The sequence below is a fragment of the Persicobacter sp. CCB-QB2 genome (assembly GCF_001274635.1).
GTDB classification, from domain to species: Bacteria; Bacteroidota; Bacteroidia; order Cytophagales; family Cyclobacteriaceae; genus Persicobacter; species Persicobacter diffluens.
This window is the reverse complement of the sequence record NZ_LBGV01000001.1, coordinates 2,814,790-2,838,810: the sequence shown is the minus strand read 5'-3', so window position 1 is coordinate 2,838,810 and position 24,021 is coordinate 2,814,790. Positions and strand designations below refer to the sequence as shown.

Below are 24,021 nucleotides of genomic sequence, written 5' to 3'. Positions count from 1 at the left end.
TTTCACAAATCTTTAAAACTTTTTTTACCTTTTAAATAATACAAAAGGACAATCGATTTTGGAAGAATCAAATCCAAACATGCCTTATTGCTTCTTTTAAGGTTTTTTCTTTTGGACTGCCACTTGGGTAATCGGGACCAAAAGTACCACTGTGCTCGATAAACGGCCATTGCGTCGGCCCTCGAGTCAAAAAACAGGAATTTGGTGGCGGCCACCACATCGAGTAGGGATCGAAGACACAATTTTTGTATAAGGTGTCTTCGCCTCGTGTTTTTATAGAGGGTAATGAGTGAATTGCGGAAATTGAGGTAGGTTTTACGTGGGTTTGATTTGGGTAAAGTTCCTCCACCAACATGATATACTTTTGATTCTCCGTGATAGAACACTTCGTAGCCCGCATTGTTCATCCTCCAGCAAAGATCGATCTCTTCCATATGGGCGAAATAATCCTCATCAAATCCATTGAATTCATGGAAGGTGCTGGATCTCAAAAACATACAACATCCTGTTGCCCAAAAAACCTTTCGAATATCATCATACTGATGCTCATCCTCCTCTAAAGTATCGAACAGCCTTCCCCTGCAAAAAGGATAACCTAAATAATCAATGTAACCCCCTGCCGCTCCGGCATATTCAAAGGTTATCCGATTGTGATAGGCCATGATTTTGGGTTGGCAGGCAGCGACTTTTGGGTGTTCCTCCATAAAGGAAATAATGGGCGTGAGCCAGCCTGCTGTTACTTCTGCATCAGAATTGAGCAGTACGTAATAGTCCGCATCCACGTGCTTCAATGCATCATTATAGCCTTTGGCGAACCCGCCATTTTCCTTATTAATGATCAGTCTTACCTGCGGAAAAGTTGCTTGCATAAAAGCAACAGAGTCATCGGTAGACTGGTTGTCAGCCACAATGACCTCGGCGCCTTCTGCATGCTGAAGTACGTTGGGTAAGAATTTGTTAAGGAAGGTTCGTCCGTTATAGTTGAGGATGACAATGGCTACAGATGCAGTCATGAAAAGAAGCGCGTGAAAAAATGAAGAAACGACACAGGGCCGTTTCTTTAAGAATATTTAATAGGTTTATCCTCCAAACATATTGGATAGGTCCATGCCTGGAATGTTCGGCATCATACCTTCGGTGCTTTTTTTGATTTCTTCGCGAGCCGTTTCATCTGCTTTATCCATGGCGTTGTTGACCGCCGCCACGATAAGGTCAGAAAGAATGGTTTTGCTTTCCGCTCCGGTTAGGGAATCATCAATGTCCAGTTTTACAATTTGCTTTTTGCAGTTGGCCACCACTTTTACCATACCGGCGCCGGATTCACCTTCTACTGTAATATTTCCTAAGCGGTCCTGAGCTTCGCGAACACGGTCTTGCACCTCTTTCACTTTGCCCATCATTTTCATCATGTCGAACATAGTATCGCTTTTATTTTTGGTTCTATCGTTAAAGGGGCTGAAAAATTGAAAAAAGAATTTCCAGACCCCAAATTTGCCTAAAGCTAACAAATTTCGTGCTTATTTATGGCCTGTCAGCTTATTTATCGGATTAATTGGAGCATTCCGCTGAAATCCAGCGTTTTTCCATCAGTGGTAGTCAGCTTGGCGCGATAAGAATAAGTGCCAGCTGGCGCTTTTTCATTTTTGTAGGTGCCGTTCCAGCCGGGTCTGATGCCACCCGCTATATTTTGGGTTTCACTGAGGGCGAATATGGTTTCTCCCCAACGGTTAAAAATCACCAGTTCGAATTTTTCCAAAGGAGAGGTGCCTACATAGGTGAAAACATCATTCAGGCCATCTCCATCGGGCGTAAAAGCGTTAGGGAAGCGAATGATCGGTTCAAAATCGATAGAGATGATGTTGGAAAGGGCAGTTAAATTATCGGCATTATTGATGGCTGCAATTTGGGCAAAGGTGGTTTCCTCTGAGATTTCTTCCAAATTGATTTCATCACGTGTAAATATGCCGGCATTAATGCTTTGCAGTAGCTGAAAGTCCTGATCCAGTAAGTACAACTCATATTCGTCCACAGAAAAACCCACATAATCTGTCCACTTAAAAGCCATCCTTTTGGCGGAAAGTTGTTCGCTCTCCACGAAAATTGTACAGGAATTTTTGGGGACAGACAGATTATCACATTCGTCCAACAGGCTGGAGGTAAAGCAATGGGCTTGCTCATTAGGATTGAGATTTTCAAAGGAGAACAGGTGTTCGGTGTTTTCTTCTTTATTTGTGCCCACTTCCAGATAATAAGTAGCCTGTGCAACCGGTTCTTCTCCCATAATTTCAATTTGGGCGTCATCCGAAACGGTTGCTACCACATAACGAATGGTGGCGGCCTGATCGGAATTTCCGGTAATTTCCGGGCTGAGGACGGAACGGGAAGTACCATTATCATTAGTGGCCAGTGCCTGATACTGGTATAAAAGGCCACAGTCAACGGACCTGTCTTCTATAATGGCATTCGGCTCGAATTCCTGAAAGTCCTCCCCATTTTTTTCAAGGGACAGTTTATCAGTACCCGCGTAAGTATTTTTTACCTCGTTAAAGCCTTTTTGAGATGCCGCATTTAAGGCAATAGTATGAAGCGTGCGAATGTCGCCATAGCTTTCAGATTCACAGAAATCATAAGCATAGAGGGAAAAGCTTAGGGAGCTTTGCGTATTAAGGTCCTCGCCCAGGATGGTGTTGTTAACCGCCAATACCGGATCCTCCTTAGGGAGATCATAAAAGTAAGGGTATCGTTCGGTATCTCCGCTAAAAGTGATGGCTATCGCTCCATCGGTTTCGGATTGTGCCGTGACACTCAGGCTGACCTCCTTCGGGGAGGGAATGTCATAATTGTCTTCGATGATTTTGGAGGTCCTCCCTCGTTTACAGGCATCATCCATGGTGTCTCCCACCTCTCCAAAATCTCCTCTGATGGTAAAGGTGGTAGCTCCGGCGGAGAAATTATCATATCTCCTAGGGGTGTCTTCCAGTAAAAATTCGTCTGCAACGGGGCTTTCTACAATGATTCGGTTGAAATTCGCTTTTTGACTTTCGTCAAAAAAAAGGACTACCTCATTATCAGTGCTGTTGGGGCATTGAAAAATGGAGAATTGAGGAGGATCAACGGTGATGGAAATTTGTAAGGAATCGATGTCCAATGTTCCTCCTGGCCCTGCCTGTCTCACTCGAATCAATGTGAATGATTTTTGTGGATTAAAGTCATTTTCTCCGTGAAGTCCATCCCCGATAAGGTCTCCCACTTTGAAAGCCTTGGGGGCGCCATTTGATTCTCTGAAAATGGCATTTTCAAGTATGGTATAGTCGTCTTGATAATAGCTGATGACCACATCTGCCCCACCGGTATCATTTCCCAATGGGTTATCCTGAATAACTAATTTGCTTCCTGCACACAAGATATTTTTGTCCACACTGAAAGACTCTTTGTCCGAAAGAACTTGCGCTTTCAGGGCAACGGGAAAGAGGATAAAACAGAAAATATATAGAATGAAATGCTTCAAAGAAAAATGTGGGTTACAGGGGCTTGTATTGAAATGATACGAATATTACTTCGAAAAATAACAAGAAAAAATTAAGGAGCGGAGGAAATCGAGCAGAAATGCGCCAACTGCGGAAGATCAGGGCAAAAAAAAAGCTGCCCGAAGGCAGCCTTTAATATTGTGAATCCCGAAGGATTATTTTTTCAAGTTAGACTCGATGTTCTCAACTGTAGCTACTTCCAAGAAAGAAGCACCGTGGAAGTCACCGAAGTTACCACCTACAACTACCAAACGATCATCTTGCTCTACCATGTTCTTCTCTTTCAACTCAGCCAAAGATTCTTTGATGTAAGCATCAGAATCATCACCTTTTGCCAAGAAAGAAGCGTGAACACCGTAAGTCAAAGACAACTCACGCATTACGCGCTCATCGTAAACTTTGGCGAAGATAGCTGTTTTTGGACGGTAAGCCGCGATAGCGCGAGGAGTACGACCGTTAGCAGAATCAGTGATGATTGCCGCTGGGTTCAAGTTCTCAGACGCATAGTAAGCAGATTTTGCTACGAATGCAGAGATGTCGTTGTTCAATACAACAAACTCAGTGTCTTTCTTGAAACCTTCGTATTTCTCAGTTGCCTCAGCAATAGAAGCCATTGTTTTTACCGCCTCGATTGGGTAGTCACCATAAGCAGACTCACCAGAAAGCATAACCGCATCAGTACCATCGTAAACTGCGTTCGCTACGTCAGAGATCTCCGCACGAGTTGGACGTGGGTTCTCAATCATAGTGTGCAACATTTGAGTTGCAGTGATTACAGGCTTACGACGAGCGATACACTTGTCGATGATCATTTTTTGAGTGATTGGAATACGCTCCTGAGGAATCTCAACAGCCAAGTCACCACGTGCTACCATGATCGAATGTGCGTGATCCAAGATTTCGTCGATGTTATCAACACCTTCCTGGTTCTCGATTTTAGCGATGATTTTAGCATCAGATCCTTTAGCATCCAAAATCTCTTGTACTGCGATAACGTCAGCTGCGTTACGTACAAAAGAGTGTGCTACGAAATCGATGTTGTTATCTGCTACCCACTCGATATAACCTTTATCCTTTGCAGTGATAGAAGGCAATTTCACGTGTACAGAAGGAATGTTTACAGACTTTCTAGACTTTACAGGACCAGAGTTCTGTGCAATACACAACAATTTGTCGCCTAGGTTTTCTTTAACGATGAATTCAACATCACCGTCGTCAATCAAGATGCGAGAACCTGCAGGTACATCCTCTACGAAACCAGCGTAGTTAACGTATACCAACTCACGAGTTGAGATACCTTCCGGATCACCCGCCATGAATACCTCATCACCAGGCTTCACACGAAATTCTTCATCGATCTTTGTTGTTCTGATTTCTGGACCTTTAGTGTCTACCAAGATACCGATTTTGTCAGATACAGCACGAACGTTTTCAACAACGCGCATAGAGTCGTCGAAAGTTTGGTGTGCAGTGTTGATACGAACAACGTTCATACCTTGGTTATACATCTCTGTCAAGAATGGAATATCACACTTACGGTCAGAGATCGTAGCAACGATTTTCGTGTTTTTCATAAAAATGTTTTATTAAATGTTTCCAGCTTTTCTGTATGCTAAACCATCCTAATGGTGGTTATGGTTTTAACTTTTTTGAGGTAAGTAAAACCTATAGAGGTATTTAGAGATTTTTTTTAAATCCTTTTTGATCAGGATTGTACTTTTCTCCATTTTCCAAAAATGGATGGTGCTCTAAAACCGGTGCAAATTTAAATAAAAGAAGATTGAGCGCCTAATTCCCAGCGTAAAAAAGAGTTGATTTTCAATCAGGTCAATCTTTCCCTTGTTTTTTAATGGGATATGCAAAATACGCCAATTTTACCTTTAATAAATTGATAATATTGTAATTAAGGAGAGGGGGTGTAGTTTGGTTTTTAACATAGGATTGAGGGGTTTTGTCTTTAATTGACAATAAAAATCCATGAGAAGATGATGAGAGAATATTAATTTTCAAAGAATTTGCCTTTTGGAATACAGTACTTTAAAACTATCAAATGACATATATCTGCTTTGCGGGTAATTAATAATGTTATTAGTCATTTTTCGATTATTAGGCAGGCTTTTTAGGTGGGAATTTTAATATTTCGTATATTTTTTATTGAAAATCTTAGAAGTATTAATTCTTAAAAATATGCTATGATAATTTTTTCAAAAAGAACGACCTTTGGGCTTTTCCTGATGATGACATTTTCATTGGGATGTATGAACAATAAAAAAGAGGCACCTATGAAAGCACCCGTTGCCAAAAAAATACCACAGGTTCTTGAAGCTCACGGACATCAGCGCACCGATGATTACTACTGGATGCGTGATCGCGAGAATCAGGAAGTTGTGGATTATCTGAATCAAGAAAACGACTATACCCAAGCGGTGATGAAACACACCGAGGGACTTCAGGAAACCTTATATAATGAAATTGTTGGGAGAATTAAGCAGGATGATAGCTCCGTACCTGTTTATTTTGAAGGGTATTATTATTATACCCGATACGAAAAAGGGAAAGAATATGCGATAAACTGCCGCAAAGAGGGGAGTATGGAGGCGGAAGAGCAGATTTTGTTGGATCAAAATGAATTGGCGGAGGGTACTTCCTATTACGCCATGGGCGATTGGGAGATCAGTACCAACAGGCAGCTAATTGCTTTTAGCGAGGATACCGTTGGTCGCCGGAATTATGATATCCGTATTAAGAATCTGGAAACAGGGGAGATTCTGGAGGATCGTATTCCTGAAACGGTGGGCAACATCACCTGGGCCAATGATAATAAAACGCTTTTCTATACACTGAAGGATGAGGCGCTCAGGGCTAACCGCACATTCCGCCATGAATTGGGGCGTCCGGTGTCCGAGGATGTGTTGGTATATGAAGAGGAAGATGGTCTATTTGATACTTTCATCTACAAAACGAAATCCAAGAAGTATTTAGTAATTGGTTCTTCGAGTACTACTTCTGCTGAATTTCAGATTTTAGAGGCAGATAATCCAACAGGCGAATTCCGGATGTTCCAGGAAAGAAAGCCTTTGCTGGAATATGGGATTGATCACTATGAGGATCATTTTTACATTCGTACCAATCTGGAAGCGAAAAATTTTCGCCTGATGAAAACGCCTGAAACCGCTACCAGTGTGGAAAACTGGGTGGAGGTGATTCCACACCGGGAGGAGGTGCTGCTGGAGGATATCGAGATTTTCAAGGATTACCTTGTAGTCAGTGAGCGTAAAGAGGGCTTGATTCAAATCAACGTGAAGCGTTGGGATGGCAAGGGAGAGTATTTTATTCCTTTTGATGAACCGGCCTATGTCGCTTATACCACTTCTAATCTTGATTTTGATACGGAAATTCTGCGTTATGGCTATTCTTCTATGACGCGTCCATCCTCGGTTTTTGATTTTAATATGAAAACAAAAGCCAGAGAGCTGAAAAAGGAACAAGAAGTGGTGGGGGGATACAATCCGGAAGACTATGTCTGCGAGCGGGTCAATTTCCCTTCGCATGACGGCAAAATGGTGCCCATGTCCATTGTATATAAAAAGGGCTTAAAGAAAGATGGACAAAATCCCACCCTGCTTTATGGTTACGGTTCTTATGGTTATTCCATTGATCCCTTTTTCAGCTCCGTTCGTTTAAGTTTGCTGGACCGTGGATTTGTATATGCCATTGCGCACATTCGTGGATCAGAGACTTTGGGCAGAGCCTGGTATGAGGATGGTAAATTTCTGAAGAAGAAGAATACCTTTGAAGATTTTTGCGCCGCGGGAGATTGGTTAGTGGAAGCCCAATATACTTCTCCGGAGAAATTGTCTGCCATGGGAGGCTCGGCCGGTGGTTTGTTAATGGGAGCTGTGATGAATATGCGACCTGAATTGTTCAAGTCAGTGATTGCCGCTGTACCATTTGTGGATGTGGTGACGACCATGATGGATGAGTCCATCCCATTGACGATTGGAGAATATGAGGAGTGGGGAAATCCGAATGATAAGGTTTATTACGAATATATGTTGTCTTATTCGCCTTATGATAATGTGGAGGCCAAGGCTTACCCGGCTGTTTTAGTAACCTCCGGTTTTCATGATTCGCAGGTGCAATATTGGGAGCCGACCAAGTGGGTGGCCAAATTGCGGGAGCTAAAGACAGATGATAATCCGATTTTATTGCATACCAATATGGAGGCTGGTCATGGAGGGAATTCCGGTAGATTCCGAAAATTTAAAGAGACGGCTTTAGAATATGCCTTCTTGTTGGATCAAATGGGAATGACCAATAATTAGCCAGATTTACTCCTGCTGAAGTCCTCGTTTAGCTGCTAGGGGGAGTAATGGAGGGATTTTTCTTATTTCGAGTTTTTCCCATCAAAGCTGAAAAAGAGGAGAAAGCAAGCTCGCCCAAATTCGGGCCCGGCAGTTTGCAAATGGTTGAATACAAAAAATCCTCCCTGATGAAGTTCAGGGAGGATTTTTCTTAGCAATATATTTTTTAACCCGGATTATTCAGGCTTAAATCCTCGTTTAGCTGTAAGGCGGAAAAAATGAAGGAATAGTTTCCTATTTCGAGTTTTTTCCAACAAAACAGATGAATGAGGAGAAAGCAAGCTTGTCCAAATTTGGACAATTATAAACTAAAGAAAATAAATTATAACGAACTAAAAATAAGCCGCTTATGCTTAGTCGATTAATTTAGCGGTGAATAATTCGGGTTAAACTCCTACCGCCTCTACGGACTGAACTTCCGGAAGCTGATGCTTCAATAAGTTCTCAATACCCTGTTTCAAAGTAATGGTCGAAGACGGGCAGCCTGAGCACGCTCCTTGTAATAATACTTTTACCACGCCATTTTGGAAAGAATGGAAAGTGATTGCCCCGCCGTCTGATTCCACAGCCGGACGAATATACTCATCCAAAATCATCTTGATTTTTCCTTCAATCTCAGTTTCTTCCCCTTTGGAGACTTCCTGTGCGGCCAATGCTTCTTTGGAGAAAAGCTCTTTACCGGATTGTAAATAATCAATGATATGGTCTTTTAATGCGCCCTGCACTTCTTCCCAGTTTACCTCCGCAGATTTGGAAATGGTAATGAAGTTGGAACTAATAAAAACGCGCTCCACAAATGGGAAACCAAATAATTCCTGCGCTAAAGGGCATGGGGCTGCATTTTCCATATCAGAAAAATCGTATTGTTCCATCCCATCCACCAGCATCATACTGGTGACAAACTTCAAAGAATTAGGGTTAGGGTTGGCTTCCAAATAAATGGTCACCACCTTTTCGTACATTTTATCGCGATCGTATCCTTGGTTATTTTCCATGGTTATGAATGTTCTATTTTAATACAAATCTAAGCAATATTTTGGCCTTAATCGGTTATGCCACCGACATTTATTGCCATTGACTTATTCTACTTCTACCGTTTCCTTTTTGTCTTCCAGTATCTTTAATTTTTCTCCTTCGGTAGTGGCAATAATCATGGAAACGGTCGCATCTCCAGTTACATTGACAGCCGTACGGCACATGTCCAAAATTCTGTCCGGGCCTAAAACAAGTGCCAAACCGGCAGAAGGAACTCCGATTGATTCCAAAATGATCAATAGCATAATCAGTCCAGCGCCAGGAACTGCCGCAGAGCCGATTGAGGCCAATAGGGCGGTGAAAACAATGGTCAATTGTTGACCAAGGCTCAGATCATAGCCCAAAGCATGGGAGATAAATACTGCCGCCACTGCCTGATAAAGGGAAGTGCCATCCATATTCATCGTAGCGCCTAGTGGCAAAACAAAGGAGCTCACCTCTTCTGATACCCCAAATTCTTTTTCTACACACTCAATAGTGATCGGAAGGGCTGCCGCTGAAGAGCTGGAGCTGAAAGCTAAAAGCAAGGCTCTTTCAATGCCTTTGAAGAATGCTTTATAGCTGAAATTTTTTCGGGTAAAGATCCTCAATAGCATGGGGTATACCACCAATACCATGATCAGCAAGCCGATGATAACCGTCAGGGCATAAAAACCAAGAGACTTGAGGATTCCCCAAACCTTGTTAGGATCATCTCCGGCCACTTCCACCAATAAAGTACAGATCAAAGAAAATACCCCGTATGGAGAAATGATCATGATAAAGTCAATAATCTTGAGCACCACATGGTTGAGTCCATCAAAAAAGGCGACTACCGGGCTGCGTTTATTTTCCGGAATTTTTAATAAAGCCACACCGAATAATACGGCAAAGAAAACTACCTGTAACATCCGGCTGTTTTCCGAAGCTGCTTTTACAAAGTTTTCCGGCACCATTTCAATTAATGGCTGCAAGACCAATTGTTCTTTAACTTCTTCTGCCTGTTCTTTTTTAGCCTTAACATCCTGTGAATATTTGGCTTCAATATCTGAGCGGGTTTTAGGGGAAATTAGCTTACCCGGCTGTAGTAAATTAACCGTGACCAAACCGATGGTAATGGCAAAGGTGGTGGTCAGGATATAAATACCAATGGTTTTGGTGCCCATACGGCTAAGCTTGGAAATATCACTCAGGTTAGCGATACCACAAATCAGGGATGCAATGACCAGTGGCGCCGCCACCATTTTCAGTGCGCGCACAAATATTTCACCTATCGGCTTTATTAGCTCCAGGGTGATCCATTGCGGAACATTGGTGAAAATAAAGGTTAAGCCTACGACCAGGCCCAGAATTAAACCTAAAAAGATCTGGCTATGTAGTGGGATTTTTTTGAACATCTAAAAAAAGGGGAATGTAATAACTAATAAATATGCCTCAAAAAGACCAAGGCCCTTTCAGGGACGCTGATTTTACGCAATACCACCGGGCTTTCCAAACATTTTTGGAAGAATCCAATAAAGCCCTGTTTTTAAACAAAAAGGGGAGCCATTTTAAGATAGCTCCCTTTTTTATCAGGCTTTTAACTGATCCAAACGTGTAGATTGGTTCAGCATGAAATGATCTGCAATGACCAAGGCGGCCATGGCTTCTACTATGGGAACGGCTCTTGGGACCACGCAGGGGTCATGTCTTCCTTTTCCGCTGACCGTTACGGCTTCGCCGTGTATATCAATGCTTTCCTGATCAATCATAATGGTGGCCACCGGCTTGAAAGCTACCCGGAAGAAAATATCCTGTCCATTGGAGATGCCTCCCTGAATACCACCGGAGTAGTTGGTTTCAGTTTTTACCTGCCCATTTTCATCCGTGAAGAATTTATCATTGTGCTCCGAACCATACATGCTCACCCCCTCGAATCCGCTGCCATATTCAAAACCTTTGGCCGCATTAATGCTTAACATGGCTTTGCCTAATTCGGCATTTAAACGATCAAACACCGGCTCTCCCAGTCCTACAGGAACTCCGGAAATTACAGCAGAAACGACGCCGCCGATGGTATCCCGCTTTTTACGGGTATCGTCAATCAGCTCGATCATTTTTTCAGCCATATTCCCGTCCGGGCAGCGAACGATATTGGATTCAATGGCGGAAAGATCCAGCGCCTGGTAATGATTATCCAGCTTCAGTGGGCCTACCTGAGAAACCCAGGCTTTGAAATCTATACCAAAATGAGCCAACATTTTCTTGGCAACGGCTCCTGCCGCTACTCTGGCGGCAGTTTCCCGGGCAGAACTACGCCCCCCACCACGGTAATCGCGATGGCCATATTTTTCATGATAGGTGAAATCGGCATGGGAAGGACGGAAAGATTCTGCGATATGCGAATAATCTTTGCTCTTCTGATCCTGATTCATGATGATCATGCCAATTGGCGTGCCGGTGCTCAGTCCTTCAAAAACTCCCGAAAGAATTTCCACTTTATCTCCCTCTTTGCGTTGAGTGGTGATTTTTGACTGACCCGGGCGACGGCGATCTAATTCCGTCTGAATGTATTCCTCATCAATGGGAACTCCGGCAGGACATCCGTCTATCGTGACGCCTAACCCTCTGCCGTGGGATTCCCCAAAGGTAGTGATGCGAAATTTTCGTCCAAAAATATTTCCCATGGTCGAAATGCTTAAATTTTTATGTGTGCGTTCATTGGCCCGAAGGCCTGGTGTTCAAGGTGCTGTGCCGAATTATTCACAGTCTGACTTAGGTTTTATGCCAAGGAGCTCATTATCAATTTGTTTTACTGGTTAGCTAATTTATCAATCAGCCAAATTGGGCTGCGCTTGCCTTCTCCTCCTTCATCTGCTTCATTGGAAAAAACTCGAAATAGGAAAAATTCCTTCCTTATTTTCCGCCTTACAGGTCATGGAGGATTTAACTATGAATATTTCGGTCTACGGCTTCCGAATCAGGAAAAATGCCATGGTTCCCATTAATAGCAGGATGAGGGTGTTCCCGATCCATCTCCAATAATTAGGCGATTGCAATGGTTTTAAATCATTGCTTTCTAAATTGATTTTGTCATAGAAACTTCCCAGCTGATTAGATTCAATCGTCAGGAACTGTTGGCTTTTCCCGGTGACTTTGATGGTTTCCTTTGGACGAAGGGTGTCATAGGTTTCCTTGTCCGGATCAAAGTAAATCCACTGGAAGAAGTCACCCAAGTTGTACTCGCCCGGTTCGCGCGGAATACCATAGAAAGTGAAGGTTTTGGAACCTGTCACTCGGTTGTTATTCCGGTTGATATTCTGACGAATGTTGGGGGGGTAAAATTCAATGTCTTTATTATCTGCCTGTATCGGTTGATCAATGGCGGCAATATTGCCTCTGCCGGATACGGTAAATGCATATTCAAAACTTTTACCGGCATCCAGTTCTTTCAGGCTTAATTTATCCGTTAATCGGTATCGGCCTACCGCCACTTTGTCTTTGAGTGGATGATCAGGAAGCTCCTTTACTTTTACTTTTTTGGATCTGGAACGGAAAGATTTAAAATCTTCTTTTCGATTTCTGCCAAAAAAGGACTGTTGCTTGGCCACCTTGTACTTGATCATTTTCAATTCCAATGAAGGGAAATCAATTTCTCCGGTATTCAAAGGGAAATAAGTCGCCTGATACAATTTGTACTGGGTATAGGTTTTGCCGTTGATGGTGACCGGAACGCCCTGTACGCGGTCAATATTAAAGTTCTCCTCCCAACAGTTAGCTGGTTTGATCTTCTTGGTCATCTCGGCCACCTGCTCGGGAAGCTGATAGAAGTCCATAGGGGCGCGGTTATTGGCTGCCACATAAAAGGCCAGGCTTAAGTTAAAGCCTTCCCCGACATAGACCTCCTCTTTGCTGGTAGACAAAGCAAAAAAGGCATCCTCTTTTACGTCCACAAATTCCTGCGGCTGGCTGTTGTTTCGACCAAAAAAATCATCGAAGGGGTCACGCCCAAAAGGATCTCCAAAAGGATCAAATCCTCGCTGGCGACTTTGTTGTTTGGCAGGGCCAACTTTGATCGTGCCGCCCGGGGAGGAAATCTTTTGATTATTTACCGTCATTTCAAAGGCCGAGAGCCGGTAAGTCCCTTCCCGCATGGGGGCATAGTTTTGAGTAAGTTTTTGGGTGGAGGATATTTGCCCGTTCACGATGTTGGTGGAACTGGAAGAGGAAGTTCCTCTCATGACAAACCCTTCAATTTCAGGGAAGTCCGAGTATCCTTTTAGCCTTCCATTCTCTACCTGAATGGTAATGGTGTACATTTGATTCATACCGATGTCGGAAGATCCCAAAATGATTGAAACCTTTTCATCCTGTGCCATCGTATACTGCGGTAGAAGCATCAATCCTACCAGAAAAAGTACATAAGATATTTTTGAATTACAGCGCATGCAAAAACAATTACTTTTTTGAGTTCTTACAAAAGTAAGACATTTATTAAATCCCCTAAATAATAATCTTTTTAAAACACCTTCATTGGTGGGACTAAATTTATTAACATGCTAAATTATTGCAAGACTATTTTGTCTAAAGTAAGCTTCGATCCCTATCTTTTTAGAAAAGAACTGATCAAAGCACTTGGATATTGTGTGCCTGTGGAAAAACTAGCTCTTCAAAACTGGTGTTATCGCGAATACGGTGACCAATACGGAAGCATTCTGAATGAGGCTTTCGCATAACCTACCCCAAAGACTTTACAGACCCCAATGGATTTTTCCCTTGGGGTTTTTTGTGTCATTTTTGGAATAAATGCACCCATAATTGAGGGGCTAAGGTTTGCAGGGTAAAATCTATTGTTTGCTGATTTACCGGATGGTTTCCCTGATCTTGGCTTAAAATTATTCCGTCTACCCCGGCATTTTTGATCCAGTTTAGGGCTTGTGCCAATAGGGGTTCGGGCAGGTGAGCGGTGTCCAGGTATACCCAAAGCAGGCTTTCATTGGAATGCACTAATTTGGACAGCTGGGCAAAAAGAATTTTGGGCCAATTCATCCCGGAAGCATGAGCGCCATAGGGGTAAGTGATGGCGACATGTTTAGCACCTTCTTTCAGTGCAATTTGTGCCCCGGTCAGAATGCTTTCTGACCGGCTATTGCCATAGGGAAAGTCCAAAATGACGCCTACTTTTTCTTTGTCCACTGCATCTCTAAGGGCTTTTTTTGCCCAAAATGGAGCCACAAAAAGCATTTCCGTTTTGGAGGAAGGCTGCTTTTGGAGCTGGTTTTCCAGTTTTTGTGCATCAATTTCGGCAGTCGCTACAATATTAGAATAGCGTACGTTAAGCATAAAATTTAGTGGTACATTTCACATTCCTTACAATATTTCTTTTTCCCGGGGGGTCTTTTTTTCGGTTTCTTTTTATGTCCGAAATAAGAGGGATCCGAATATTGCGGTTTTTTCATTTCTTCTTCCATCCGGGCTCTTTTAATGGCGTTCTGCTTCTGCCTTTCTTTAGCTTCAATGACGGCCTGATCAAAAGAATTGGATAGTTTTCCATCTTTTTGAGCCTTTTTCAAGGCTTTTTGCCTTTTCTTTTCTGCCTTCTTTATTTGCTTTTCTTTCTTTTTCGAATACTGCATGCCCGGAGCCTGTGTATTAGGGGTTAAAACCTGTGCACTGGCTTTTTCAGGAATAATGCAGGATAAAAGCAAAAGCAATAAGGTGGAGGCAATCCAAATGAATGGTTTGTTCTCTAAAACTCTCATATAATTTAAATAGCACAATGTAGATTAAAAGTATAAAAAACTGTCGGGTATACAAAACCTCATTTTTTTAACGGCCATCTGACGGAAAAAGTACTGGAATTTAAAGGGAGATATGCTGGTCTGGGAAAAATTAACACGAATTGCCCACCTATTAGGTCTCGGGGCTGATCAAGGAGTTTATGATCAGTTCGTTATCGTTGATTTTGATGGTCCGAAATTGGGTAAATTACTATCCCTTCCTTCATTGGCTTTGTTGGAAAAAACTCGAAATAGGAACCTTCCTCTTCATTTTTACCGCCTTGCCGCTAGAGGAGGATTTGAGCATGCCTAACCCGAGTTATTCACCGCTAAATTTATCAACTAAGTGTAAGCGACTTGAATTCAGTTTATTATAATTTATTTTCTCTAGTTTATAATAGCCCAAATTTGGGCAAGCTTGCTTTCTCCTCATTCATCTGCTTCGTTGGAAAAAACTCGAAATAGGAGACTATTCCTTCATTTTTCCCGCCTTGCAGCTAAAAGAGGATGGAAGCATGAATAATCCGGCCTAATTCTGCTTAAATGCTATTTCGAAAATTATAGATCACGGCTTATTTATCCACACTTAAGAAGTTGAGAGTTCGAAAATCAAAGTTCGTATACCAGTTATCCACATCTAAACTTCAGAAAGTTCGATTTTTAGACGAAAAATTGGCGAAAATCTAAAAATTCAGGAGAAAAGTGTGGGTAATGGCGGATTTTGCCCAACTTTTCCACAATAGTTTTCCACAATCCACTATTTTGGTGGATAAGTGTGAAGATTGGAAAGCTAAAAGGGCGAATTTGAGCGTGTGGCTACTCCTTTATAAAAGAAATGTTTCGTTTTAAACCCTCTAATTTTGTGCGTTTTACCGCTGATTTTCGGAATATTTCATTGAAGAGCTCCCGGCTTAGTTCTTCCCAGTCCCTGTTGTGCATATCTTTCAGGGCAGGATGTGGATAAAACTGATTTTCCTGATGAGGTTTAGAAAATCGATTCCATGGGCACACGTCCTGGCAAATATCACAACCAAAAATCCAGTTTTCCATCTGTCCTTTGAAGGTGTCCGGGATACTATCTTTAAGCTCAATGGTGAGGTAGGAAATGCATTTGCTGCCATCAACAACGCCCGCCTGGGTGATGGCGTCAGTTGGGCAGGCATCAATGCATCGGGTGCAGCTGCCACAATAATCTTTGGCCAGGGGCACATCCGGTTCCAGTTCCAGATCAATGATGAGTTCGGCTAAAAAGAAAAAACTTCCCATTTGGCGATTGAGCAGCAAACTGTTTTTTCCAATCCAGCCCAAACCTGATTTCTGCGCCCATTGTCTTTCCATTACCGGAGCAGAATCCACAAAAGCCCGTCCATCAATTTCCCCAATTCGCTCCTGTAGTTGGGAAATCAACTCCTTTAGCTTGTCTTTAATGATGAAATGGTAATCTTTCCCATAGGCATATTTGGCAATTTTATATGCTCCAGCCTGGGCCAAATCTTCCTGAGGGAAATAATTATAGACTAAAGAAACCACTGATTTTGCCCCCTCGACTAATTTTCGGGGGTCCAGTCTTTTGTCAAAATGATTTTCCAGGTATTGCATTTTTCCCTGGTAGCCATTTTTTAGCCATTGTTCCAGTGGGCGGGCTTCTTCTTCTAAAAAATCTGCCCGGGCAATGCCTACAAAATTAAATCCTAGTCTTTTTGCCTCCTCTTTTAGGATGGCGGTATGTGCTGCCGTATTGTTCAAAGCTGAATATTATCCAAATAATGATCCCTGTGTAGCGTCTTGTTGTGGGCTGATCCCTAAATGTTCATAGGCTAGTAGGGTGCATTCCCGTCCTCGGGAAGTTCTCTTAATATAACCTTCCTGAATCAGGAATGGCTCATAAACTTCCTCAATAGTTTCTGCCTCTTCTCCCACAGCGGTGGCAATGGTGCTAATGCCTACCGGTCCTCCTTTGAATTTTTCGATGATGGTGCTCAGAATGCGGTTGTCCATTTCGTCCAGACCATTATGGTCTACGTCCAGGGCTTCCAATGCCATTTGGGCAATGTCCATATTGATGTTTCCATCTCCCTTAATATCAGCAAAGTCTCGGGTGCGGCGCAACAGGTTGTTGGCAATCCTTGGGGTCCCCCGGCTTCTACGGGCAATTTCGTAGGAGCCTTCCTCATCAATAGGAGTCCCTAACAAATGACAGGAGCGCTCCACGATCTTGGTCAGCAGCTGGGCATCGTAATATTGCAGGCGGGCATTGATACCAAAGCGCGCTCTCAGTGGAGCGGTAAGTAAACCGGAGCGGGTGGTGGCGCCAATAAGCGTGAATGGGTTCAGGCCAATCTGCACAGTGCGTGCATTAGGTCCGGAATCAAGCATGATGTCGATTTTATAATCCTCCATAGCGGAATACAGGTATTCTTCTACCACCGGATTTAATCGGTGAATTTCATCGATGAATAGTACATCATGCTCCTCCAGATTAGTAAGCAGGCCTGCCAAATCAGAGGGCTTGTCTAAAACAGGCCCGGAAGTGACCTTAATGTTGGAGCCCAGTTCATTGGCGATGATGTGCGATAGGGTGGTTTTTCCTAAGCCCGGAGGGCCGTGTAAAAGCACATGATCCAATGGCTCGTTACGTTTTTTAGCAGCGCTAACGAAGACCTTCAGGTTTTCCAAAACCTTCTCCTGCCCGGTAAAATCGGCAAAGCTTAGCGGTCGAAGCGCCTTCTCAAATTCTTTCTCTTTGGGACTTAAGTGTTCTTCGTCTCCGCTTAAATAGTCTTCGCGCATGCGTTCTGGCCTTAATTCAACAAATGTTTTCGCTTCAAATCGAAGTTATCCAAAATATGGATGGCGCAAAAATAAGGATTAGGAAAAATTTATCCATCAAGAGTGGCGGAAATTATGACATTTTTTTGGCGAATATGGTTTTTGCTTTCTTTTTCCTCCCTCTATTTTTCTGATTTTGGGGAATACAGGCAATAAATTCACAACAAAAGTCATGCTTTTTGGGAATCAGGACAATAAGCCCTTATTTTTGCAGTGAAATTGTTAATAATCATGAGTAATCAAGGAAACCGACCACGCTTTAATACCAAATCATTAATATACCCCATTGTGTTATTGGGGCTTATGTTTGCCGTTCAGCAATATCGCGAGCGAAAATATGGTCAGGATTTGGCAGAGAACGCTTCCAAACTGGTCTATTTTGAGGGAAACACCATGGGTACCACCTATCATATCAAGTATTTGGATGAGGGCCAGCGTAATTATAAACAGCAGGTAGACTCCGTGCTTTTGGATTTTAATCAGGCACTTTCTACTTATATCCCTGATTCCGAGATTTCACAGTTTAACCGGGAGCAGGCGCTGAAATATAAAAGTCCTTATTTTTATCCGGTATTAGAGGCTTCCAAAGAGGTCTATGAAATAACAGACGGGGCATTTGATCCTACTATTGGTCCTCTGGCAAAAGCCTGGGGCTTTGGTGCCGGGGACCGTACGACGATGAGCCAGGCAAAGGTGGATAGTTTATTGGCATTGCTGGACTTTCCCTCCATTGTATTTGATCAGGAAGAGGTAAAAAAAGAACGCCCGGAAGTACAGCTGAACGTTAACGCTTTGGCCAAAGGTTATGGTGTGGACGTAGTTGCTGATTATTTAAAAGCACAGGGGGTGGAGCATTTAATGGTAGAGATTGGTGGTGAAGTAGTTTGCCATGGATTGAGCGATAAAAATATGCCATGGGTTATCGGGATTGATGAGCCCCTAACGTCAGAAGAATTAGCTGAACGGGGCGTTAAGCGTCAATTGTATGCCGCTATAAAAGTGGAAAATCAGGGGATGGCCACCAGTGGAAATTACCGCAATTACTATGTGGAAAATGGGGTGAAATATGCCCATACCATTGATCCAAAGACGGGTTATCCGGTGCAAAGGAGTCTACTCAGTGCGACGGTTTTGGCGCCAAACTGCATGCTGGCAGATGCCTACGCAACGGCTTTTATGGTGATGGGAGTAGAGAAATCCATTGCTATACTGGAAAGCCAGCCTGATTTGGAGGGGTATTTGATTTATTCCGATGAAGAAGGAAAAATGAAGATTTATGCGACCAAGGGTGCTGAAAAAGCCATGGTCAACATTCGATAAAAGGATAATATTCTTAAAAATTTAATTGATAAATTCCCATGGGGGATATTTATTGGAATAGCTTACTTATTGCCAGAGAATTGTTCTATGACAGTTTCAAGGATGACAACAAAAAAAGAATGGTTTGGAGAATGGTTTGATTCTCCTTATTACCATATTTTATACAAAGACCGGGATTATACCGAAGCCCAACAATTCATCAGTCGACTGGTGGAAAAACTGGCTTTTCCAAAGCAAGCAAAAGTGATGGATTTGGCCTGTGGAAAAGGGCGGCACAGTATCTATTTAAATAAATTGGGTTTCGATGTGGTCGGTCTGGATCTTTCCGCCCAAAATGTGGAAGCTGCCCGGCAGTCCGGAAATAGTCACTTGCATTTTTATATCCATGACATGCGCAAGGTATTCGCGGAGGGCGTGAAGCAATTTGATTATGTGCTGAACCTTTTTACTTCCTTTGGTTATTTCGCAGAAGAACAACAAAATCAGCAGGCCATTGAAAGTGCAGCACAAGCTTTGAAAAAAGGGGGTGTTTTTGTCTTGGATTTTTTGAATCCGGAAAAAGTGATCAGCAATTTGGTGGGTCGGGAACGTAAGACCGTGGAGGAGATTAATTTCTGTATTACCCGACAGGTAGACGATCAGAATTTTATTGTGAAGGATATCTGGTTCGAGGATGAGAATCGTCCTTTTCACTTTCAGGAGAGAGTGAAAGCCATTTCCAAGAAAGAATTTATCCAATATTTTGAAGCGGCGGGTTTAGAGGTGCAGCAGGTTTACGGGGATTATTACCTTAATGAATATGATGCCCAAAAGTCTGACCGGATGATATTTGTGGCCAGGAGACCTTAACTGGAGACTTTAACCATGACGGATTACGCTTAAAGCCTCATTCCTCTGCTGCCTCGGAAAAAAATGTAATAGGGAAAATTCCTTCATTTTTCCGGCCTTGTAGCTAAGGAGGATTTAAGCAGGAATAATCCGGCTTAAAAAAATCAAAAAAACAGCTTTAATGATCAGTAAATAAGAATATTGCTTTAGTTTACTGCTGCGGACTGTGCGCCATTCGGCTAAAGGAATCTTTATTTTAATGAATATGATTTCATAAAATTCCCTTAACTTGCCACCTTGTTGCGATAAACAGGATTTTAGGATTAATTATATATGTGGCTAACCTTATCGGTTCTCTTTTTTGCTACGCTTTTAGCGGGGCTCGCCCAACCTTGGATTTCTAAAAAGTTCAAACCTGATTTTAGAGAAATACTCAATTTTGCCGGAGGCTACTTATTTGCCCTCACGGTGGTGCACCAAATTCCGGAATTATTCCATTTTGATGCCGGCCATGATCACAGCCTGATGGATGAAACCTTATTAGGAGGCTTGATTCTGATGGGCTTTTTCGTTCAGGTAATTTTGGAAAAACTTTCCGGAGGGATAGAACACGGACATTTTCATGCTTCTGGTGGGCATGGTCATCAGGATAAGCTGTCCCCCTGGGTGTTATTGATTGGTTTGGGGATTCACTCTATTCTGGAAGGGGCAATGCTAGGCCATGGAGCTTTAAGCGGGCATGAGTTATCTCACGGGCATTATCACGGCAATAACCTATTGCTGGGAATTATGCTTCATAAATTACCGGCGGCATTTGCTTTAACCGCTTTGCTGAATCATGGAAAAACCATGAAGAACCGCACCATTGTCATCTTGCTGTTGTTTGCGGCGGCCTCTCCGGTGGGGGCGTTGATGGCGCATGCATTAGGGGATGCCAGCTGGGTGGAGGATGAACACCTGAGATGGATCTCTGCCTTGGTAACCGGTAGCTTTTTACATATTTCCAGTACTATTTTCTTTGAAAATACGGGGAAAGCGCATAAAAGCTGGAAAGGCTTTGGAGCAATGCTTTTAGGTTCCCTGATTGCGGTAAGTACGGAGTTTTTTCCCTTTTAAACATACATTGACGTTGTTTGTCCGAAATGTCCATTGAAGCGAATGCTTTTTGGAAGAATGTTAATTTTTTTCGGCAAAAAGCGTTAACGAACTGTTACAAATAAGGCAGGCAGTGGTCTAAGAGTTATTCACTGACCGGTGTTTTAACAGCAAAATTGTATGAGGGAGAAGAGCGCTTTATTACATCATAAAATATTTAAACTTTCAGATCAACACGATTGGGTGGTCTTTGTGCATGGAGCCGGGGGAAGTTCTTCCATCTGGTTCAAGCAGTTGCGGGAGTTTAAAAAACAATATAATGTTCTATTATTAGACCTGCGGGGACACGGACAATCCAAGGAGATTATTCAGAATTTGGTAGATACGCAATACACTTTTAATAGTGTGGCCGAGGATGTGATCAGGCTGATGGATCATCTTGGATTGAAGCAGGCGCATTTTGTCGGTATTTCCTTAGGGACGATTGTCATCAGAACCATTGCTGAAATTCGACCGGAAATGGTCACCAGCATGATTATGGGGGGCGCAGTAACCCGACTGAAGCTGAGCAGTCGATTTTTGATTCGCATAGCCGAATGGACCAAACGCTTTGTACCTTATATGTGGTTGTATTCCATTTTGGCATTTATCATTATGCCACAAAACAATCATAAGGAGTCCAGAAACTTATTTATTAGGGAAGCCCGAAAGTTGGCACAAAAAGAATTTCTTCGCTGGTTTAAGCTGACCAATGAGGTGAATCCGCTGCTGAAGCTTTTTGGAGAAAAGGAAATCAAAACCCCTATCCTTTACATTATGGGTGCGCAGGATCATATGTTCCTGCAGCCGGTAAAGGAAATGGTCGCACGGCATTCTAATTCGCTATTGAAGGTGGCACAAGATTGTGGGCATGTTTGTAATGTGGAGGCGCCGGCCTTTTTTAATGAAGAGGCTTTGGCATTTTTAGGGCAACACGCCAAGCCTATGCGATTATAGAATTATCGGATTACGATTTTTTCCTGCCTGCTACGGATTATGTAGGGATTGTAATATATTTGCATAACAATCAATGCTCCAAGGAGCAACAAAAACCTTACAATCATAACCACAACCCTTATGCTTACAGGAATAAAGCATTTACATACGACTGTAGTCATCCTTTTTACCCTTTGGATTGTCTTTAAATTTGTGATGATGCTGGCGGCTCCGCAAAAAGTGGATGCGCTCCGCGCTAAAACAAAAGTAGCCGACATGATACTGGGGACATTAGTCTTGCTTACAGGATTATACTTATGGATGGCCTCCGGCTTATTTGGGAATCACCTATTCTTTTTGAAGTTGGCGATCGTTCTGGTAGGAACTCCGCTGGGAATCATCGGTTTTCGAAAGAAGAATGCAGTGCTGGCCGGTATATCGGCTGGTTCATTTACATTGCTTTTACTTTATATGTTGCTGCACTACGGTAACGTATAATTGAAAATAACCTAATGAAAGCAGCAGGGTAAGTCTATTAAAGGCCTACCCTTTTGCTATTTTAAACCTATAGGAATCATGAAGAATTTAGTCTTCGGCCTTTTGGCCCTAATGATAGTGCTGGTAAGTGCTTGTGGCGGGAGTGAGCAAAAAGAAAGCCAGCAAAAACAGGAAGCGCCCAAAAAAGTGGCACAGGTAGATCCGGGCAAAAAAGCTTATCGAAAAGCGGCCTGTAATACCTGTCATGGTTGGGATGGTAAGAAAGGAATGTACAATTCTGCGGATTTGAGCCAGACTCAAATGACCATAGAAGAGCGCATAGAGATCATCCGTAAAGGAAAAGGCGATATGAATGCCTTTGAAGATGTACTGAGTCCGCAGGAAATTGAAGCTGTGGCAAAGTATTTGGACAAACTTTAAGAAAAGAAAAATAAAATGATGGGGACGCCGTTTTAAATACACCGCTATTTCATTAAACGAGTAGCAACCATGATTTTATCGCATTACTGCTCCGGCAGCATGCAGGAAAAGATTATATGAAAGCAGAATCAATAACCACCAGTGCCAAAATTGAAACCGCTGTTTTAGTGGCAGTCTCTACCAGACAACAACGCCCGGAACAGACGGAGGAATATCTGGACGAGCTGGAATTTTTGGCCACTACGGCCGGCGCCATCACAAAGGCGAAATTTGTGCAGAATCTGGATCACCCGGATAAGCGTACCTATGTAGGCTCGGGTAAGCTGGAAGAAATTGAAGCCTACGTGACGGCTTATGATATTGATATGGTCATTTTTGATGATGACCTTTCGCCTTCGCAGGTACGAAATCTGGAAAATCACTTTCAGTGTAAAATTCTGGACCGAAGCCTGTTGATTTTAAATATTTTCTCCATCCGTGCTCAAACGGCTCAGGCCAAGGTGCAGGTGGAATTGGCGCAGTACCAATACGTATTGCCGCGATTGACGCGCATGTGGACGCACCTTCAGAAACAAAAAGGTGGGGTCGGGATGCGTGGTCCCGGGGAGACGGAACTCGAGACTGACCGCCGAATCATTAAACATCGCATATCCCTGTTGAAGGATAAGCTGAGCAAGATTGATAAGCAGTCACAAACCCGTCGACAAAACCGTGACCGCATGGTGCGGGCGGCTTTGGTGGGGTATACCAATGTGGGGAAATCCACGCTGATGCAGGCAGTAGCAAAGGCAGATGTGTTTGCAGAGAACAAGCTGTTTGCTACGGTGGACTCCACAGTGAGAAAGGTAGTGATCGACCGCATTCCCTTTCTGTTGACCGATACTGTCGGGTTCATCCGAAAGTTGCCGACCACCCTGATAGAATGTTTTAAGTCCACCTTGGATGAGATTCGAGAAGCGGATGTTTTGATTCATGTGGTAGACATCTCCCATGCCTCTTTTGAGGAGCATATTGATGTGGTGAAGCGTACCCTGGCAGAAATCGGGGTGACGGATAAACCTACAGTGCTTGTTTTCAATAAGATTGATCTTTACGAAAAGCAATTGCGCAGGGAGGCACACGAACGTCGAATGTTGGAAGAGATGGGGCAAGCCCCCGACTATGAGGAGGAGCCACAGGAGGATCTGATAGAACGCCTGAAGCGTACTTATCATGGGAAAGACGCGCAAACCACGGTATTTATCTCCGCATCCAAGAAGAAGAATATGGATGAATTCAAGAAGGAAGTGCTTAGAAAAGTAAGAGAACGCCATTTTGAAATTTTCCCGAATTATGAAAAAGAAGACTGGGAGTGGGGCGGAAACTTTGACCTGTCCTAACCCATAAAAATCA

General features: G+C 43.0%; 21 protein-coding genes. 9 read left to right on the top strand and 12 right to left on the bottom strand.

What is annotated here, in order from left to right:
• Positions 1-2: 2 nt before the first annotated feature.
• The 4 genes from NG22_RS12525 to pyk all read right to left on the bottom strand — a co-directional run bounded on the left by NG22_RS12525 (position 3) and on the right by pyk (position 5,101).
• Positions 3-1,013, bottom strand: a complete 1,011-nt coding sequence (locus NG22_RS12525; protein ID WP_053406035.1) for a glycosyltransferase family 2 protein — start codon at positions 1,011-1,013, stop codon at positions 3-5.
• A 66-nt stretch (positions 1,014-1,079) separates the two neighbouring features.
• Positions 1,080-1,418 carry a YbaB/EbfC family nucleoid-associated protein gene (locus NG22_RS12520; protein ID WP_053406947.1) on the bottom strand — a complete coding sequence of 113 codons (339 nt, stop codon included), beginning with the start codon at positions 1,416-1,418 and terminating at the stop codon, positions 1,080-1,082.
• Between the two features lie 122 nt (positions 1,419-1,540).
• Positions 1,541-3,508: a gliding motility-associated C-terminal domain-containing protein gene (locus NG22_RS12515; RefSeq protein ID WP_053406034.1), complete on the bottom strand. Its 1,968-nt coding sequence runs from the start codon at positions 3,506-3,508 to the stop codon at positions 1,541-1,543.
• Positions 3,509-3,682: 174 nt separating this feature from the next.
• Positions 3,683-5,101, bottom strand: a complete 1,419-nt coding sequence (gene pyk / locus NG22_RS12510; protein ID WP_053406033.1) for a pyruvate kinase — start codon at positions 5,099-5,101, stop codon at positions 3,683-3,685.
• Positions 5,102-5,809: 708 nt separating this feature from the next.
• Between pyk and NG22_RS12505 the strand changes: the two genes are divergently transcribed.
• Positions 5,810-7,852 carry a S9 family peptidase gene (locus NG22_RS12505; RefSeq protein WP_216597624.1) on the top strand — a complete coding sequence of 681 codons (2,043 nt, stop codon included), beginning with the start codon at positions 5,810-5,812 and terminating at the stop codon, positions 7,850-7,852.
• Positions 7,853-8,277: 425 nt separating this feature from the next.
• On the opposite strand, the gene NG22_RS12500 is transcribed toward NG22_RS12505, so the two are convergent.
• The 4 genes from NG22_RS12500 to NG22_RS12485 form a co-directional block, all read right to left on the bottom strand.
• Entirely contained in the window at positions 8,278-8,886 is a 609-nt protein-coding gene (locus NG22_RS12500) for a NifU family protein (RefSeq protein ID WP_082305077.1), read from the bottom strand.
• Between the two features lie 84 nt (positions 8,887-8,970).
• Positions 8,971-10,302 (bottom strand): dicarboxylate/amino acid:cation symporter, encoded by a 1,332-nt coding sequence (locus NG22_RS12495; RefSeq protein WP_053406031.1) that lies wholly within the window; start codon positions 10,300-10,302, stop codon positions 8,971-8,973.
• Between the two features lie 174 nt (positions 10,303-10,476).
• Positions 10,477-11,571 carry a chorismate synthase gene (aroC, locus tag NG22_RS12490; RefSeq protein WP_053406030.1) on the bottom strand — a complete coding sequence of 365 codons (1,095 nt, stop codon included), beginning with the start codon at positions 11,569-11,571 and terminating at the stop codon, positions 10,477-10,479.
• A gap of 279 nt (positions 11,572-11,850) precedes the next feature.
• Positions 11,851-13,332 (bottom strand): BatD family protein, encoded by a 1,482-nt coding sequence (locus tag NG22_RS12485; RefSeq protein ID WP_253275690.1) that lies wholly within the window; start codon positions 13,330-13,332, stop codon positions 11,851-11,853.
• Between the two features lie 108 nt (positions 13,333-13,440).
• Here NG22_RS12485 and NG22_RS12480 point away from each other — a divergent pair, with 108 nt between their 5' ends.
• Positions 13,441-13,620 carry a hypothetical protein gene (locus NG22_RS12480; RefSeq protein WP_053406029.1) on the top strand — a complete coding sequence of 60 codons (180 nt, stop codon included), beginning with the start codon at positions 13,441-13,443 and terminating at the stop codon, positions 13,618-13,620.
• Between the two features lie 55 nt (positions 13,621-13,675).
• On the opposite strand, the gene NG22_RS12475 is transcribed toward NG22_RS12480, so the two are convergent.
• The 4 genes from NG22_RS12475 to ruvB form a co-directional block, all read right to left on the bottom strand.
• Positions 13,676-14,227 carry a hypothetical protein gene (locus NG22_RS12475; RefSeq protein WP_053406028.1) on the bottom strand — a complete coding sequence of 184 codons (552 nt, stop codon included), beginning with the start codon at positions 14,225-14,227 and terminating at the stop codon, positions 13,676-13,678.
• A gap of 5 nt (positions 14,228-14,232) precedes the next feature.
• Complete coding sequence (locus NG22_RS12470; RefSeq protein ID WP_053406027.1) at positions 14,233-14,646, bottom strand: hypothetical protein; 414 nt, start codon at positions 14,644-14,646, stop codon at positions 14,233-14,235.
• An 834-nt stretch (positions 14,647-15,480) separates the two neighbouring features.
• On the bottom strand, positions 15,481-16,410 hold the full coding sequence (queG, locus tag NG22_RS12460; protein WP_053406025.1) for a tRNA epoxyqueuosine(34) reductase QueG: 930 nt from the start codon (positions 16,408-16,410) through the stop codon (positions 15,481-15,483).
• 9 nt (positions 16,411-16,419) lie between these two features.
• Positions 16,420-17,454 carry a Holliday junction branch migration DNA helicase RuvB gene (gene ruvB, locus NG22_RS12455; protein ID WP_053406024.1) on the bottom strand — a complete coding sequence of 345 codons (1,035 nt, stop codon included), beginning with the start codon at positions 17,452-17,454 and terminating at the stop codon, positions 16,420-16,422.
• Positions 17,455-17,724: 270 nt separating this feature from the next.
• On the opposite strand from ruvB, the gene NG22_RS12450 reads away from it, so the two are divergent.
• The 7 genes from NG22_RS12450 (at position 17,725) to hflX (ending at position 24,008) form a co-directional block, all read left to right on the top strand.
• Complete coding sequence (locus NG22_RS12450) at positions 17,725-18,813, top strand: FAD:protein FMN transferase (RefSeq protein WP_053406023.1); 1,089 nt, start codon at positions 17,725-17,727, stop codon at positions 18,811-18,813.
• 102 nt (positions 18,814-18,915) lie between these two features.
• Positions 18,916-19,662 carry a class I SAM-dependent methyltransferase gene (locus tag NG22_RS12445; protein WP_053406022.1) on the top strand — a complete coding sequence of 249 codons (747 nt, stop codon included), beginning with the start codon at positions 18,916-18,918 and terminating at the stop codon, positions 19,660-19,662.
• A 312-nt stretch (positions 19,663-19,974) separates the two neighbouring features.
• Positions 19,975-20,757 carry a ZIP family metal transporter gene (locus NG22_RS12440; protein ID WP_053406021.1) on the top strand — a complete coding sequence of 261 codons (783 nt, stop codon included), beginning with the start codon at positions 19,975-19,977 and terminating at the stop codon, positions 20,755-20,757.
• 159 nt (positions 20,758-20,916) lie between these two features.
• On the top strand, positions 20,917-21,732 hold the full coding sequence (locus NG22_RS12435; protein ID WP_053406020.1) for an alpha/beta fold hydrolase: 816 nt from the start codon (positions 20,917-20,919) through the stop codon (positions 21,730-21,732).
• A 120-nt stretch (positions 21,733-21,852) separates the two neighbouring features.
• Positions 21,853-22,209 carry a hypothetical protein gene (locus tag NG22_RS12430; RefSeq protein WP_157601062.1) on the top strand — a complete coding sequence of 119 codons (357 nt, stop codon included), beginning with the start codon at positions 21,853-21,855 and terminating at the stop codon, positions 22,207-22,209.
• 78 nt (positions 22,210-22,287) lie between these two features.
• Positions 22,288-22,629 carry a cytochrome c gene (locus NG22_RS12425; protein ID WP_053406018.1) on the top strand — a complete coding sequence of 114 codons (342 nt, stop codon included), beginning with the start codon at positions 22,288-22,290 and terminating at the stop codon, positions 22,627-22,629.
• Positions 22,630-22,745: 116 nt separating this feature from the next.
• Positions 22,746-24,008: a GTPase HflX gene (gene hflX, locus NG22_RS12420; RefSeq protein ID WP_053406017.1), complete on the top strand. Its 1,263-nt coding sequence runs from the start codon at positions 22,746-22,748 to the stop codon at positions 24,006-24,008.
• Positions 24,009-24,021 lie beyond the last annotated feature (13 nt).

Excerpts from the sequence above, each read along its gene's own strand:
- NG22_RS12525 (WP_053406035.1), bottom strand. The coding sequence starts at position 1,013 with ATGACTGCATCTGTAGCCATTGTCATCCTCAACTATAACGGACGAACC.
- NG22_RS12520 (WP_053406947.1), bottom strand. The coding sequence starts at position 1,418 with ATGTTCGACATGATGAAAATGATGGGCAAAGTGAAAGAGGTGCAAGAC.
- pyk (WP_053406033.1), bottom strand. The coding sequence starts at position 5,101 with ATGAAAAACACGAAAATCGTTGCTACGATCTCTGACCGTAAGTGTGAT.
- NG22_RS12505 (WP_216597624.1), top strand. The coding sequence starts at position 5,810 with ATGAAAGCACCCGTTGCCAAAAAAATACCACAGGTTCTTGAAGCTCAC.
- NG22_RS12500 (WP_082305077.1), bottom strand. The coding sequence starts at position 8,886 with ATGGAAAATAACCAAGGATACGATCGCGATAAAATGTACGAAAAGGTG.
- NG22_RS12495 (WP_053406031.1), bottom strand. The coding sequence starts at position 10,302 with ATGTTCAAAAAAATCCCACTACATAGCCAGATCTTTTTAGGTTTAATT.
- aroC (WP_053406030.1), bottom strand. The coding sequence starts at position 11,571 with ATGGGAAATATTTTTGGACGAAAATTTCGCATCACTACCTTTGGGGAA.
- NG22_RS12485 (WP_253275690.1), bottom strand. The coding sequence starts at position 13,332 with ATGCGCTGTAATTCAAAAATATCTTATGTACTTTTTCTGGTAGGATTG.
- NG22_RS12480 (WP_053406029.1), top strand. The coding sequence starts at position 13,441 with ATGCTAAATTATTGCAAGACTATTTTGTCTAAAGTAAGCTTCGATCCC.
- NG22_RS12475 (WP_053406028.1), bottom strand. The coding sequence starts at position 14,227 with ATGCTTAACGTACGCTATTCTAATATTGTAGCGACTGCCGAAATTGAT.
- NG22_RS12470 (WP_053406027.1), bottom strand. The coding sequence starts at position 14,646 with ATGAGAGTTTTAGAGAACAAACCATTCATTTGGATTGCCTCCACCTTA.
- ruvB (WP_053406024.1), bottom strand. The coding sequence starts at position 17,454 with ATGCGCGAAGACTATTTAAGCGGAGACGAAGAACACTTAAGTCCCAAA.
- NG22_RS12450 (WP_053406023.1), top strand. The coding sequence starts at position 17,725 with ATGAGTAATCAAGGAAACCGACCACGCTTTAATACCAAATCATTAATA.
- NG22_RS12445 (WP_053406022.1), top strand. The coding sequence starts at position 18,916 with ATGACAACAAAAAAAGAATGGTTTGGAGAATGGTTTGATTCTCCTTAT.
- NG22_RS12440 (WP_053406021.1), top strand. The coding sequence starts at position 19,975 with ATGTGGCTAACCTTATCGGTTCTCTTTTTTGCTACGCTTTTAGCGGGG.
- NG22_RS12435 (WP_053406020.1), top strand. The coding sequence starts at position 20,917 with ATGAGGGAGAAGAGCGCTTTATTACATCATAAAATATTTAAACTTTCA.
- NG22_RS12430 (WP_157601062.1), top strand. The coding sequence starts at position 21,853 with ATGCTTACAGGAATAAAGCATTTACATACGACTGTAGTCATCCTTTTT.
- NG22_RS12425 (WP_053406018.1), top strand. The coding sequence starts at position 22,288 with ATGAAGAATTTAGTCTTCGGCCTTTTGGCCCTAATGATAGTGCTGGTA.
- hflX (WP_053406017.1), top strand. The coding sequence starts at position 22,746 with ATGAAAGCAGAATCAATAACCACCAGTGCCAAAATTGAAACCGCTGTT.